Consider the following 12,935-nt stretch of genomic DNA (forward strand, 5'->3'; position numbering starts at 1 on the left):
GCGGCGAAGACGCCATGAGAGGCCCGGAAAACGCTGAAGGCCCGGGTCGCCGACCTGGGCCTTCTCTCAAGAGCGGGTGACGAGAATCGAACTCGCGCTCTGAGCTTGGGAATCACCCGGTACCTGGGTAAGAGAAGGGCATCTGACCTGCTGAAACGGGAGCCCTCGGCAGGACTCCCGCACGTCTTGCAGTGCCTGCTGTCGACCGCTGAACCCGGGCACGTACACCGTCGTTCGGATTGCGACGAAGACGATCAGGCGGCGAATCGGGTGGCCCGCTCGCGGAGCTCCTGGGCCTCCGCGACTCCGCTGTACCGACGCAGCCGGACACGCATGTCCTGGAGGGCGGCCTGGACCTTCACCGAGCGGATGCCGTCGGCGCAGTCCAGGAAGTCGCGCCAGGTGGCCATGGCCCCGTCGACATCGCCTTGGCGCAGGCGCACGCCGCCGAGGTCGGCGAGGACGATGGCACGGGTGCGGCGGCGGTCGAGACCGTGGGTGTCGAGGGCCAGGTGGAGGTGTTCCTCGGCGGCGTCGAGGTCGCCGAGGCGGGAGAGAATCATGCCGGACTCGTGGGCCCAGCGGCCGGGTGAGTAGTGCGCGGCCCAGGAGTCGCCGCCTGCGGCTGCCGGCTTGCTGATGGCCGCCTCGGACAGGGCGAGGTGCTTGGTGGCCATGCGGCGGTCGTCATCCTGGGCCGCCGCGTTGGCGAGGGTGGCCTCGTAGTAGGCGACGGCACGCGCGTTGTCGAGGTGGCGACCGTGGTCCACGCAGGCTTCGCCGAGCTGGACGGCCTCGGCCCGGTAGCCGAGGTCGACGCACTGCACGGCGAGGCCGCGGAGAGCCGTCGCTGACAGCTCCGGATCACCGGCTTCGGCGGCCAGGCGGAAGGAATGGGCGTAGTAGCGCTGGGCGAGCCCACGTAGTTCGAGGGTGTCGCCTTCGTCCTGGGCCATCCAGCCGGCGAGGTGGACGAGCTGAGAGGTAGCGGCGAACAGGTCCCGGCCGGTGGCCTCGGTGAAGCGGCCCTCCAGCCAGGGAGCGACGTCCTGGGTGAGGTAGCGGACGGCCAGGTGGCGCGCGTGCCCGCCGCCGAGTTCGGAGGCCGAGTCGCCGAGGGCCTTCACCATGTGGCGTACGGCGGCCACCTCGCCCTGGCCGACGCGGACGGCTCCGGGCAGGGCGGTCTTGGTCCGACGGGTGATGCTGTCCATGTCGGGCAGGCCGAGTGCGGACAGTGCGTATCCGCTGGAGGCGAGGATGAACTCCCGACGTTCCACGTCGCTCCTTCCCAGGCGCAGGACTGATGCAACGGTATCTGCGTGGAGTGCCGCAGGCATGGGCTCCGGAAGGTTGATCGCCTCGGGGTCCAGCCCCAGCACCTGCGCGATGTAAGGCCACCAGTGGTCGGGAGTGCGCTCGCCTTCGATCCACCGCCGTGCGTGCTGGCGCTGCAGACGGCGCGGGTCACCGCTTTCTGCCAGGCCAAGAGCACGCGCCAACCCCGAAGGCCCCCAGCCCCGTTCCTGGCATGCCTGCTTGATCAGACCTGCGACGGCCGGGTTCCTCGGCACCTCGTCACCCTCCCCACCTGGATTACGCGGGATTACGCAGGACTACATCGTGGCCCCTGTCTTGGGAGGGCGGACCGCCGTTCACTGAACATCACCCCGCAGATCTCCGAATGGCTCGAACAGGCACTGTTCAGGGCCTGTCGGCGCCTGCCCGGACACGTGAGAGGACCCGACAGTGGCGATGACCGCTGACAGCGCACCGACCCGCACGATCCCGCCTTCGCGAGAGGGCCTGTTGCGGCACAGGACTCCGCGGTCCGAGGAGCCGGCCGAGCCGTTCTCCGTTAACCGACCCGCTGGAGATGGCCCTGGGCTGGGCCTGGGCGCTAGGCACGGCTGCCGGATTCGCCCTGGTCGGGCTCCTGGTCCACGCCGAGCCCTCGGCCGCACAGACGCCGTTGGTGAATCTGCCGCTCAGCGCCGACGACATTTCGTTGGCCGACGGCGCCGGATAGGCACTCCGGCCTCGGCCCGGCCCACCCCCTCGCCGCAGGTCCTTCACGGCGCCTCGCCGGCATCCACGCTCCGCATCACCACTCAAGGGAAGCCGATGTCCAGCCAGTACAGCAGCGACATGTACCCCCTCCCCGTGTCGGTCGCGTTCAGCGGCCCCGACAACACCGGGAAGACCAAGCAGATCGGGATCCTCGCCCGGCGCATGGGACGGGCCGCGACCTCAGCGGGCCCGCTCGACCACTACGACCCCCGCTGGGCCGCCATCAAGGCCGATGGCATGGCCCGCTGGTGGTTCGAGAGCAGCCCGGTCGAGGAGATCGCCGACGTGCTCGCCACTTCCTACTTGGAACGCTCCCGACACCCCTTCTCCGCGCCGGTGCGCCTGCTGGACCGGGGCATCCCCATGCTGGAGGCGACCGTCGCCGCGACGGTCGCCGTACGGGAGGACCTGGGCGCCGCGCAGGCTGCGGACCGGGCACGAATCCTGCTGGCCCCGTACGAGACCGACCTGCGGGCCGCCGAGACAGGTGAGCACGCCCTCGTTCTCCTGCACTGCGACGACCCCGAGGAAGGCGCCCGCCGGAGCCTGGCCCACGAGGTGACCGTCACTGACATCTACGCGGCGTACCAGCGCCACCTCCACGAGCAGATCAACCGGCTCGTCGACGACGGTCGCTTCCCGATGTCGATCCGCATCGGCGACCGGCCTACCGTCACCATCCAGGACGAGGTGCGCCGGCTCCTGGCGCCCCTGCACCCGGACGTGCCCCGCCAGGCCCTGTCGGGAGTGCACGTCACCGCGCTGGGCGGCATGTCGGAGAGCGGCAAGAGCACGGCCGGCGAGTACCTGCGTACGCACCACGGCTACGCCCGCCTCAAGATCGGGTATCTCATCGAGGACGCGGCCGGGCGAGCGGCGATTCCCGATCCGTACCGAGTGGGTCCGATCGTGCAGGCAGAACTGATCGTGGACGCGCTGGACCGGTTCTGCCAGGCGCACCACTTCCTCGACTCCGTCAGCATCGAGTCGCTGCACGACTCCGACTCGACCGCCGAACTCGCCCGGATGCTCGGACCCCAGCTCACCATCGCCTACCTGGACGCCTCCGATACCACCCGCGCACGCCGGGGCACCGCCGAGGCCCAGGACGTCGCCGACCGCGACCTCGTCAAGAGCGCACGAGGTGCGGACAAGATCGTTTCCATCGCGCACGAGGTCATCGACAACGACGGACCGCGCCTGGAACTGGAGCGCCGACTGGACCGCATCGCGCTCGACCGCCGCTGGCCGGAGCACCAGCCCCGCACCATGCCGGTCAACGCACTTGGACTTCCCGTGCACCTGGAGTCCTACCTGGCCGAGTTCCTCGACCGCACCACCGGCCTGCGCCCGCTGATCGACCTGCTGGCGGTCACCGGCAGCGGTGCCCGGGGCAAGTACCAGCACGGCTGGAGCGACCTCGACGTCCTGGTCGTGGCCGACATCTCCTCTCTCGACGAGATGCGCCAGATCCTTGCGGAACTGGAGGCGGAACTCGGCGGGGTCAAACTGGGCATGACCGTACTGACCCGAGCCGAGTGCCGGGCCGGCGTCGTGACCTCCCGCCTCCTCCACGTCCTCGCGCTCATCGGCAGCGGGAAGTTGATCCCGCTGTGGTCCACCCCCGGTCTGGCCCTGCCCGCTCCGGACGCAGCCACCGACGTCGCCGTGAGCCTGCGCGACGGCATCCAGGCCGCCATCGAGATCCGTCGCCAACTCCTCAAGGGAGCACCCGACCTCCGCGACCTCTACAAGGTCACCGCGCTGCTCGCGAAGATCCAGCTCCGCTTCAGCGGGATCGAGCGCCCCTCCGACAGCGACGCCCTCACCGTCCTCCTCGACGCCGGACGGCAGGACACGAGCGTGGTCACCACCGCCCGCACCGAGCGGCCCGCCGCTCAGGCGCTCGCACGCCTCGTTCTCCAGGCTTGGCTGGATACCCTCCCCGGGGAGACGCGGTGAGCGCGAGCGCCCGGCGAGCCCCGACGCCGACGGGTGCCTTCCACAAGCCGGTGACGACCCACGAGCAGGCCGAAGCCGAGGCGAAAGGATGGGCGCGGCTTGCCTCCCGCATCGCGGTTCCGGCCCTTCACGGGCAGATCGCGTTACCGGACAGGCAAATCCTCGTCTACGAGGACGTCTTCGCCACCGGCCGGTGCGAGCTGCTCATGGGCGACGTGATCGCCCTCGCCGACCGCGATCCGGCCGTGCAGCCCCGCTTGGACTGCCTCGTGGACGGCGTCTGCACCGACCTGCGGGCAGCGGCCGAGGAGACGGGGAAGCGCGTGCCGCTGGCCGAGTGTGTCCCGGACCTCTACCTCGACCGCATCCGTCCCGGTGGTCGGCTGGACCGCTGGTACCTGCGCCGTGACCTGCCGCTCGCCCTGCCCCACACCGATACGGTCGTCACTCTCCGGGAGCTGGCGGACTTCACGCTCACCGCCAACGGCCGGCGACTGATGCTGAACGTCGCCGACATCATCGACAGCCTCCGCCACGCCCTGGCTCCCGACAGCCGCCGGCTCGCCGGTCTGACGCAAGGCGACCCCACGGAACCCAACATCGCCGACCCTCTGTGCTGGCTCGACTTCGAATTCGCCGGCCGCAACACCGCGGTGGGCGAGGCCGCCAACCTGCTCTGGTACCTGATGGCCCTGGGCGGCTGGCTCGTCCCCTGCTACCAGCCCGACGTGTACGCCCCGCACCCTCCGCCTCGCCCTGCCGCCACTGTCCCGTCCGTGCATCGAGCACCTGGAACTGCACCAGAACAGTCGGCACATCGACGTCCAGTACTCCTGGAACACCGGCCCCGGTCGCGGTGCGGCCATCACACGGGCCCTGGACGGTCTTCGTGGGAAGAACGGCAGCGGCCTGGAGGAGATCCACGCTTTCCTCGCCCTGCGCATCCTCGGGGTCATCCCGGCCTTCCGGCTGACCGGACACGACCTCCTGCTCGTGCTGATCAAGCTCGCCGAGAGCCAGGACCCGCTCACGACGATCGACACCTTCTTCACCACCACACCGGCCCCTCACCCCCACTCCGGCGAACGGACCAGCGATGTCCCTCCCTCTGCTTGAGACCCCTCTCCTGGCCCGCCCGCTCCAGGGCCGCAACGCCCTCGTCACCGGCGGGGCCACCGGCATCGGTGCCGAGATCGGACGGGCACTCGCCGCCGCCGGCGCGACCGTCGCGGTCAACCACCTCGGCCAGGACTCCGACGCCCACACCCTCCTCGCAGCCCTCGAACGCGACGGCAGCCCCGGCATCGCGGCGAATGCCGACCTGACCGACCCCGGCGCCGTCCAGACCATGGTCGACCTCGTTCGCGCCGAGGTCGGCACCATCGACATCCTGGTGAACAACGCAGGATCCTCCCCCCGCGTCCCCTGGCGGAACACCGACGAGGCCGCGTGGAACTACTCCCTCGACGTGAACCTCACCGCCCACTACCGCACCTGCCACGCGGTGACCCCAGGGATGGTCGAACGCCGGTGGGGTCGGATCGTGAACATCGGCAGTGTCAACGCCCGTGCCGGCCGGACGAACCTCGTCGCATACAGCACCGCGAAGGCTGGGCTGCTGGGCCTGACACGCTCCCTTGCCCGCGAACTGGGCCCGTACGGGGTCTGTGTGAACACGGTTCTGCCCGGCGCCATCCAGGTCGAGGCCGAGAACGCCATCCCCGCCCAGCACCGTGTGTGCCCGGAGGACCAGATCAAACGCCAGTGCGTCCCTCGCCGTGGGCGGCCCGAAGACGTCGCGGCTCTGGTGGCGTTCCTCGTGGGGCCTTCCGCGTCGTTCATCACTGGGCAATCCGTCCACGTCGACGGTGGCTGGCTGCTGCACTGAGACCGCCAACAAGCAAGGAGACAGACCGACATGATCGAACGAGTCCGCGCCGTCCTCGTCACCGCTGACGACACGATGCTGGTCATTCGCCGCACCAGGCCCGACATCCCCGAGTACTGGGTCCTGCCCGGCGGCGGCGTCGAGGCCAGCGACGAGTCCCGGGAGGCCGCCCTTCACCGGGAGATCTACGAGGAGATCGCGGGGAAGGCCGACATCATCCGCCTCCTCCACACGATGGAGTCTGAAGACGAGCGTCAGCTCTTCTACCTCGCCCGCATCGCGACCTGGTCCTTCGACGACCGCACCGGTCCCGAGTTCAGCGCCGAGGGCCGCGGCGAATACGCGCTGAAGGAGATCCCGCTGACCGTGGAGGGGCTCGACGGCATCGACCTCAAGCCCGAGGAGATCGCCCACGTCCTGCGGGGCGCCATCGGTACCGGAAGTCTCGGAGGCGAGGCAACACTCTGAGCCTTCGAGCGCATCGACACGCCACCAGGGCCGGCACTGAGATGTGTCGGCCCTGGTGGCATGCCCATGCGCTGCCGGCACAGCAGCGTCTTAATGATTGGAGGGCCGCTGCGGAGTGCCGGGCGGCAGAACCTCGCCTGCGACTCCCGAGGCCGAGTGGCGACCGCTACTGGACCAGGCGGAGCACCGGCCCCTGTTCCTGGACGCCCAGCATGTCCCGCACCCTCGCGCCTGTCCAGGCCAGTTCATGTGCCGGTGGGGGGAACCGAGAGGTCCGCTTCCCTGGCAGCCGGGGCACCGCGTGGTCGGCGCTCCCCAGTCCCGGGCGGGCAGGCGGGAGATCGTGTTGCCGTCCTTTCTGCATGAGAATGTGAGTCTGCATCTGAAGTGGTTCGCTCAGCGGGAGCCGGACAGGCTGGTGTTCGTCGGTGAGAGGGGAACGGTGCTGCGCGGCACCACCTTCGGCCGCAAGGCGCAGGACCCGGGACAAGGCCGGGCTGCCCGAGGCTTTCGCTTCTACGACCTGCGGCACACGAGCAACACGCTCGCGGCTGACACCGGGGCCAAGCTCAAGGACCTCATGGGCCGAGCCGGCCAGTCGTCCGAACGCGCGCAACTGATCTACCAGCACCAAGGAGCACCAGCGCAGGCTCGCCGCCGACATCGATCTCGATGTGCGCCGCCAGCAGTCGTCCGCAGCCTCGCGGACTGGTGGCGCGACCGATCACCCGCTGGTGCCACGCCCGCCCGGACCATCCGCCCCACGGGCTGCGCGGCGTTGATCGCACAGGGGTGCAGATTGCCCGTACCGTGCATGTGATGCAGGCCACTTGGAGTGGAGCTCGGGATATGGGACTGAACGGTGGGGCTCTCACCCTCAGGGGAGCCATGCATGCCATTGACGCAGGTCGGAAGGGCCCTTATGACACACGGAGGGCACGACACCCCGCAAGGGGGCTAGGCAACAAGAAAGGCCCCTGTCACTGACCTGGGCCCTCTTAGAAGAGCGGGTGACGAGAATCGAACTCGCGCTCTGAGCTTGGGAAGCTCATGTTCTACCATTAAACTACACCCGCAAAGCACAGTGATCATCGGCGATCGTTTGAGGTCGACCGATCCTCCATGCAGCGCTGCACACTCTACCCCATGCCAGACCCCCGGCGGCGCCGCGGGTCTTTTCCGCTGTGCGGAGAGACCGGTTTCGGTGTGTGGAGGGGGGCGGGCCGGGGGCGGACACGGGTGCTGTGCGTGGGAGTTGGAGGCGTAGCGTAGGGCGTCGGAGTGCCGCCTGGAGTGGCGTCCCGTTCATCCCCTAATGTGGCGTTCTCGTCCACGTCTTGATGGGGAAGGGACTTGATGGACTCCATGGAGCACACCGTCGTCCGCTGTGCCGAAGGGCACGTTTTCGCTACCGCCTCGTTCCCGATGCAGCAGCTCGGCTCCGCGCGGATCGGCCCCGGGCGGCTCATCCGCTGTCCTCGTTGCGCGCGGCTGCGGCATGCCGTGCCCGTGGCGTTCGAACAGCGGTAGCGGGAGGCCGCGGACGACGCGGCGGAAGCGGTGACGGGCGCGCGGAGTGGTCCCTGGTTGGGGCGGCTCCGCGCGTTCTGCGTATCCTCGGGGAGTGCTTCTCTCAGACAAGGACATCCGGGCCGAGATCGACGCCGGACGTGTACGCATTGATCCATTCGATGCGTCGATGGTGCAGCCATCGAGTATCGACGTGCGGCTCGACCGCTACTTCCGGGTGTTCGAGAACCACCGTTACCCGCATATCGACCCCGCCGTCGAGCAGACCGATCTGACGCGCATGGTCGAGCCGGACGGGGACGAGGCGTTCATCCTGCATCCCGGTGAATTCGTGCTCGCTTCGACGTACGAGGTCATTTCGCTGCCCGACGACCTCGCGTCGCGGCTGGAGGGAAAGAGTTCGCTGGGGCGGCTCGGGCTGGTGACGCATTCCACCGCCGGGTTCATCGACCCGGGCTTCTCCGGGCATGTGACGCTGGAGCTGTCGAATCTCGCGACCCTGCCGATCAAGCTGTGGCCGGGCATGAAGATCGGGCAGCTGTGCATGTTCCGGCTGAGTTCGCCCGCCGAGTTCCCGTACGGCTCCGAGCGGTACGGATCCCGGTACCAGGGCCAGCGCGGGCCGACCGCCTCGCGTTCGTTCGTGAATTTCCATCGGACCCAGGTGTGACGCCGAATGAACAATGACGCGCGGGAGAACCTGACGTACGAGGCGTTCGGTCATGCCGTGCGCGAGCTGGCGCAGACCGTGGCCGACGACGGATTCGAGCCCGATGTCGTGCTGAGCATCGCCCGCGGCGGGGTGTTCGTCGCGGGCGGTCTCGCCTATGCCCTGGACTGCAAGAACATTCATCTGGTGAATGTCGAGTTCTACACCGGGGTGGGGACCACCCTGGAAATGCCAGTCATGCTGGCGCCCGTTCCGAACGCGATCGACTTCTCGGACAAGAAGGTGCTGATCGCCGACGACGTCGCCGACACCGGGAAGACGCTGAAGCTCGTCCGTGATTTCTGCATCGATCACGTGGCCGAGGTGCGCAGCGCGGTCATCTACGAGAAGCCGCAGTCGCTCGTGAAGTGCGAGTACGTGTGGAAGAAGACCGATCGCTGGATCAACTTCCCGTGGAGTGTGGACAAGCCCGTCGTACAGCGTGGCGGACAGGTCCTCGACGCCTGAGACCCGCCCCCCCCCGCAGGGTGGGCCCGCCGCCCGCGCGGTAGGTGCGGCGGCAGTGGGCGCGGCGTCCGTGCGGGACGTGTGCGTGTGACGTGTGCGTGTGCATACGGCGGGACGTGCGCGTGCGTGTACGCCGACGGCCCCGGCACCGTTTCATCGGTGCCGGGGCCGTTCCCGTGCGTTCGGGCCGTGGGGCTCAGATCGTGCCGAGCTTGATGATCGAGAGCAGGGCGATCAGCTGGATCGCGGACGCGCCCAGGGCCTTCGGCCACGGCAGGTCGTGCGACCTGCTCACCATCATGGTGAAGAGCGCCCCCGAGGCCAGCCAGGTGACCCAGCCGAGGAGCTGGACCAGGGGGTTCTCGCCGCCGAGGAACAGCGCGAAGATCAGGCGCGGAGCGTCCGTGATCGACATGATCAGCATGGAGAGGCCCACGGTCGGCTGCCAGGAGCCGTCGCCGCCGAGCTGGCGGGCGAGCGTATGCGTGACCGCGCCGAGGACCAGGCCGCCGATGACGAAGCAGACGCCCGTGACGACGACATAAGGGATCGCCGTGGAGAGCGTCGCGTTGATCGCGTCTTCCCGGGCCTGGTCGAAGCCGAAGAGCGCGAGCAGGCCGTACAGGAACGTGACGATCAGCGCCGGGCCCCAGACGGGGTAGTCGCGCATCTGCCAGAACGTCGGCCCGGGGCGCAGCACGATGCCGCTGAGCAGGTCCTTCCAGTGCAGTCGTGGGCCCGCGGGCTGGGCGGGGGCCTGACCGGCGCGGTAGGTGCTGCCGTCGCCGTACGGGTCCTCGCCGAGGCTGAACGCCTGGGTGTGCCCCGGGGAGTTGGCGTACGGGTCGCCCTGCCGGGGGCCCGCGTGCGGGTGGGGCTGCTGGTACGGGTCGCCGAAGTACTCCGGCTCGCCGTGACCACCGGCGTTGTGGTGGCCCGCGTGGTGGCCGCCGGGGCCGGGGCCGTAGGGGTAGCCGTCGCCCTGGTAGGCGTTGCCGTTGCCGGCGTAGCCGCCGCGGTCGTACGGGGGCGGGGCGCCGTTGCCGCCCGCCGGCGGCCATGGCTGCCGCCCGTACGGCGGTGATGCCTGTGTGCCGTACGGCTGCTGCTGCGGTTGCTGCTGCGGTTGCTGCTGCGCCTGTTGAGGGGTGCGGTTGTCCCGGCCGCGTCCGATCCTGAATCCAGCCACTCGTCGAACGTACCTGGTCTGTGCGGGTGCGGTGAGAGGGCCGGGGAAACCGGGCCGCCATTGCGGCCGAGCTGTGACATCCCCTAGGGGGTTCCCAGGAGGGATTCCAGGGGACGGCCAGGCGTCGGAGGGGATTGCTCCGGGACCGGGCCGGCAGGGTCGCACCGGCCCCTGGGAGCCGTCCGGGCGTGTGCGCACGAGCACGAGGAGCGGCACGGCGGTGTCCGCGCAAGGGCGCATGGCCGTTCCGCACCGGAAGGCGTCCGTGCGGGAACGCGGAAGCGGCCGGACCCGCCCCGAGGCAGGTCCGGCCGCTTGTGTCCGTACAGCGGGTCCGGTCGGTCTACTTCACCGGCTCCGGCTCCGGCTCGTCCGCCGCCTCGTCCTCGCCCGCCGGGTCGGCCGGGGTCTTCACGGAGTCCAGCAGCAGCTGCGAAACGTCGACCACCTGGACCGACTCCTTCGCCTTGCCGTCGTTCTTCTTGCCGTTGACCGAGTCGGTCAGCATGACCAGGCAGAACGGGCAGGCGGTGGAGACGATGTCCGGGTCGAGGGACAGGGCCTCGTCGACGCGCTCGTCGTTGACGCGCTTGCCGATCCGCTCCTCCATCCACATCCGGGCGCCGCCCGCACCGCAGCAGAAGCCGCGCTCCTTGTGGCGGTGCATCTCCTGCTGGCGCAGCCCGGGGACCTTGTCCATGATCTCGCGGGGCGGGGTGTAGATCTTGTTGTGACGGCCCAGGTAGCACGGGTCGTGGTACGTGATCAGGCCCTCGACCGGGGTCACCGGGATCAGCCGGCCCTCGTCGATGAGGTGCTGGAGCAGCTGGGTGTGGTGGATGACCTCGTACTCGCCGCCGAGCTGCGGGTACTCGTTGGCGATGGTGTTGAAGCAGTGCGGGCAGGTCGCGACGATCTTCTTCGCAGACTTGGCCTTCTTCGTGGACTCGTCCTCGTCGTCCTCGCCGAACGCCATGTTCAGCATGGCCACGTTCTCCTGGCCGAGCTGCTGGAACAGCGGCTCGTTGCCGAGGCGGCGGGGCGAGTCACCGGTGCACTTCTCGTCGCCGCCCATGATCGCGAACTTGACGCCCGCGATGTGGAGGAGTTCCGCGAACGCCTTCGTGGTCTTCTTGGCCCGGTCCTCCAGGGCGCCGGCGCAGCCGACCCAGTACAGGTAGTCGACCTCGGTCAGGTCCTCGACGTCCTTGCCGACGATCGGGACCTCGAAGTCGACCTCCTTGGTCCACTCGACGCGCTGCTTCTTGGCGAGCCCCCAGGGGTTGCCCTTCTTCTCCAGGTTCTTGAGCATCGTGCCCGCCTCGGACGGGAACGCGGACTCGATCATCACCTGGTAGCGGCGCATGTCGACGATGTGGTCGATGTGCTCGATGTCGACCGGGCACTGCTCCACGCACGCACCGCAGGTGGTGCAGGACCACAGCACGTCCGGGTCGATGACGCCGTTCTCCTCGACCGTGCCGATCAGCGGGCGCTCGGCCTCTGCCAGCGCGGCGGCCGGGACGTCCTTCAGCTGCTCCTCGGACGCCTTCTCCTCGCCCTCCATCGTCTTGCCGCCGCCGGCCAGCAGGTACGGGGCCTTGGCGTGCGCGTGGTCGCGCAGGGACATGATCAGGAGCTTGGGGGAGAGGGGCTTGCCCGTGTTCCAGGCCGGGCACTGCGACTGGCAGCGACCGCACTCCGTGCAGGTGGAGAAGTCGAGGATGCCCTTCCAGGAGAACTGCTCGACCTGGGAGACACCGAAGACGTCGTCCTCGCCCGGGTCCTCGAAGTCGATCTCCTTGCCCCCGGACGTCATCGGCTGCAGCGCGCCGAGGGCCGACTCGCCGTCCGCGTTCCGCTTGAACCAGATGTTCGGGAAGCCGAGGAAGCGGTGCCAGGCCACACCCATGTTGGTGTTGAGCGAGACCGTGATCATCCAGATCAGCGAGGTGCTGATCTTGATCGCCGCGACGAGGTAGATGAGATTCTGCAGCGTGCCGAGCGTGAGGCCCTGGAACGCGAGCACCAGCGGGTACGAGATGAAGTACCCGGCCTCGTAGCCGTCGACGTGGTGGATCGCGCCTTCGAGACCGCGCAGGGCCAGGATCGCCAGGCCGATGGTGAGGATGACGTACTCGACGAAGTACGCCTGCCACGCCTTGGAACCCGCGAAGCGCGACTTGCGGCCGGCCCGCGAGGGCAGGTTCAGCAGCCGGATGGCGATCAGCGTGAGGATGCCGACCACCGTCATCAGGCCGATGAACTCGGTGTACATCTCGAACGGTGCCCAGTTCCCGATGACCGGCAGCACCCAGTCGGCCTTGAAGAGCTGCCCGTACGCCTGGAGCAGGGTCGGCGGCAGCGTCAGGAAGCCGATGGCGACGAACCAGTGCGCGAAGCCGACGATCCCCCACCGGTTCATCCGGGTATGGCCGAGGAACTCCTTGACCAGGGTGATGGTGCGCTGCTTCGGGTTGTCGGTGCGGCTGCCTGCCGGGACCGGCTGTCCGAGTGTGACGAACCGGTAGATCTGCGCGACGGCTCGGGCGATGAGCGCAACGCCGACCACAGTCAGCACCAGCGACACGATGATCGCGGCGAGTTGCATTTGGGGGCTCCTCGGGCCTGCGAGGGTGGGATCCAGCGTC

Annotated in this window: 11 protein-coding genes and 1 tRNA gene; 7 read left to right on the forward strand and 5 right to left on the reverse strand. The window is 69.0% G+C overall.

Annotation, left to right across the window (positions count from 1 at the left end; all coding sequences use genetic code 11):
- Positions 1 to 254: 254 nt before the first annotated feature.
- Complete coding sequence (locus ACIHCL_RS15185; protein ID WP_399861678.1) at positions 255 to 1,280, reverse strand: tetratricopeptide repeat protein; 1,026 nt, start codon at positions 1,278 to 1,280, stop codon at positions 255 to 257.
- A 596-nt stretch (positions 1,281 to 1,876) separates the two neighbouring features.
- On the opposite strand from ACIHCL_RS15185, the gene ACIHCL_RS15190 reads away from it, so the two are divergent.
- Together ACIHCL_RS15190 and ACIHCL_RS15195 are read left to right on the forward strand one after the other, a co-directional pair.
- A complete protein-coding gene (locus ACIHCL_RS15190) occupies positions 1,877 to 2,029 on the forward strand; it encodes a hypothetical protein (RefSeq protein WP_399861681.1) in 153 nt (50 codons plus the stop codon).
- A gap of 95 nt (positions 2,030 to 2,124) precedes the next feature.
- Entirely contained in the window at positions 2,125 to 4,032 is a 1,908-nt protein-coding gene (locus ACIHCL_RS15195) for a nucleotidyltransferase domain-containing protein (protein ID WP_399861683.1), read from the forward strand.
- 143 nt (positions 4,033 to 4,175) lie between these two features.
- On the opposite strand, the gene ACIHCL_RS15200 is transcribed toward ACIHCL_RS15195, so the two are convergent.
- Positions 4,176 to 5,090, reverse strand: a complete 915-nt coding sequence (locus ACIHCL_RS15200; protein WP_399861686.1) for a hypothetical protein — start codon at positions 5,088 to 5,090, stop codon at positions 4,176 to 4,178.
- A 38-nt stretch (positions 5,091 to 5,128) separates the two neighbouring features.
- Between ACIHCL_RS15200 and ACIHCL_RS15205 the strand changes: the two genes are divergently transcribed.
- The gene (locus ACIHCL_RS15205) at positions 5,129 to 5,920 is read left to right on the forward strand and encodes an SDR family NAD(P)-dependent oxidoreductase (RefSeq protein ID WP_399861689.1); all 792 of its coding nucleotides are present in this window, start codon (positions 5,129 to 5,131) and stop codon (positions 5,918 to 5,920) included.
- A gap of 30 nt (positions 5,921 to 5,950) precedes the next feature.
- The gene (locus ACIHCL_RS15210) at positions 5,951 to 6,388 is read left to right on the forward strand and encodes an NUDIX domain-containing protein (protein WP_399861692.1); all 438 of its coding nucleotides are present in this window, start codon (positions 5,951 to 5,953) and stop codon (positions 6,386 to 6,388) included.
- Positions 6,389 to 7,393: 1,005 nt separating this feature from the next.
- On the opposite strand, the gene ACIHCL_RS15215 is transcribed toward ACIHCL_RS15210, so the two are convergent.
- A tRNA-Gly gene (locus tag ACIHCL_RS15215) sits at positions 7,394 to 7,464 on the reverse strand.
- Positions 7,465 to 7,744: 280 nt separating this feature from the next.
- On the opposite strand from ACIHCL_RS15215, the gene ACIHCL_RS15220 reads away from it, so the two are divergent.
- The 3 genes from ACIHCL_RS15220 (at position 7,745) to ACIHCL_RS15230 (ending at position 9,095) form a co-directional block, all read left to right on the forward strand.
- Positions 7,745 to 7,918 carry a hypothetical protein gene (locus tag ACIHCL_RS15220; protein ID WP_399861695.1) on the forward strand — a complete coding sequence of 58 codons (174 nt, stop codon included), beginning with the start codon at positions 7,745 to 7,747 and terminating at the stop codon, positions 7,916 to 7,918.
- 94 nt (positions 7,919 to 8,012) lie between these two features.
- Positions 8,013 to 8,588 carry a dCTP deaminase gene (gene dcd / locus ACIHCL_RS15225; protein WP_399861697.1) on the forward strand — a complete coding sequence of 192 codons (576 nt, stop codon included), beginning with the start codon at positions 8,013 to 8,015 and terminating at the stop codon, positions 8,586 to 8,588.
- A gap of 6 nt (positions 8,589 to 8,594) precedes the next feature.
- Complete coding sequence (locus tag ACIHCL_RS15230; RefSeq protein ID WP_399861699.1) at positions 8,595 to 9,095, forward strand: phosphoribosyltransferase; 501 nt, start codon at positions 8,595 to 8,597, stop codon at positions 9,093 to 9,095.
- 196 nt (positions 9,096 to 9,291) lie between these two features.
- Here ACIHCL_RS15230 and ACIHCL_RS15235 read toward each other — a convergent pair whose 3' ends face one another.
- Both ACIHCL_RS15235 and ACIHCL_RS15240 read right to left on the reverse strand, forming a co-directional pair.
- The gene (locus tag ACIHCL_RS15235) at positions 9,292 to 10,284 is read right to left on the reverse strand and encodes a Yip1 family protein (RefSeq protein ID WP_399861702.1); all 993 of its coding nucleotides are present in this window, start codon (positions 10,282 to 10,284) and stop codon (positions 9,292 to 9,294) included.
- A gap of 343 nt (positions 10,285 to 10,627) precedes the next feature.
- Positions 10,628 to 12,895 (reverse strand): (Fe-S)-binding protein, encoded by a 2,268-nt coding sequence (locus tag ACIHCL_RS15240; RefSeq protein WP_399861704.1) that lies wholly within the window; start codon positions 12,893 to 12,895, stop codon positions 10,628 to 10,630.
- Positions 12,896 to 12,935: the final 40 nt, after the last annotated feature.

The sequence above is a fragment of the Streptomyces sp. NPDC052042 genome, from assembly GCF_044548345.1.
Taxonomy (GTDB): Bacteria; Actinomycetota; Actinomycetes; order Streptomycetales; family Streptomycetaceae; genus Streptomyces.

Coding starts and splice junctions, on each gene's coding strand:
- ACIHCL_RS15190 (WP_399861681.1), top strand. CDS start 1,877: ATGGCCCTGGGCTGGGCCTGGGCGCTAGGCACGGCTGCCGGATTCGCC.
- ACIHCL_RS15195 (WP_399861683.1), top strand. CDS start 2,125: ATGTCCAGCCAGTACAGCAGCGACATGTACCCCCTCCCCGTGTCGGTC.
- ACIHCL_RS15205 (WP_399861689.1), top strand. CDS start 5,129: ATGTCCCTCCCTCTGCTTGAGACCCCTCTCCTGGCCCGCCCGCTCCAG.
- ACIHCL_RS15210 (WP_399861692.1), top strand. CDS start 5,951: ATGATCGAACGAGTCCGCGCCGTCCTCGTCACCGCTGACGACACGATG.
- ACIHCL_RS15220 (WP_399861695.1), top strand. CDS start 7,745: ATGGACTCCATGGAGCACACCGTCGTCCGCTGTGCCGAAGGGCACGTT.
- ACIHCL_RS15230 (WP_399861699.1), top strand. CDS start 8,595: ATGAACAATGACGCGCGGGAGAACCTGACGTACGAGGCGTTCGGTCAT.
- ACIHCL_RS15240 (WP_399861704.1), bottom strand. CDS start 12,895: ATGCAACTCGCCGCGATCATCGTGTCGCTGGTGCTGACTGTGGTCGGC.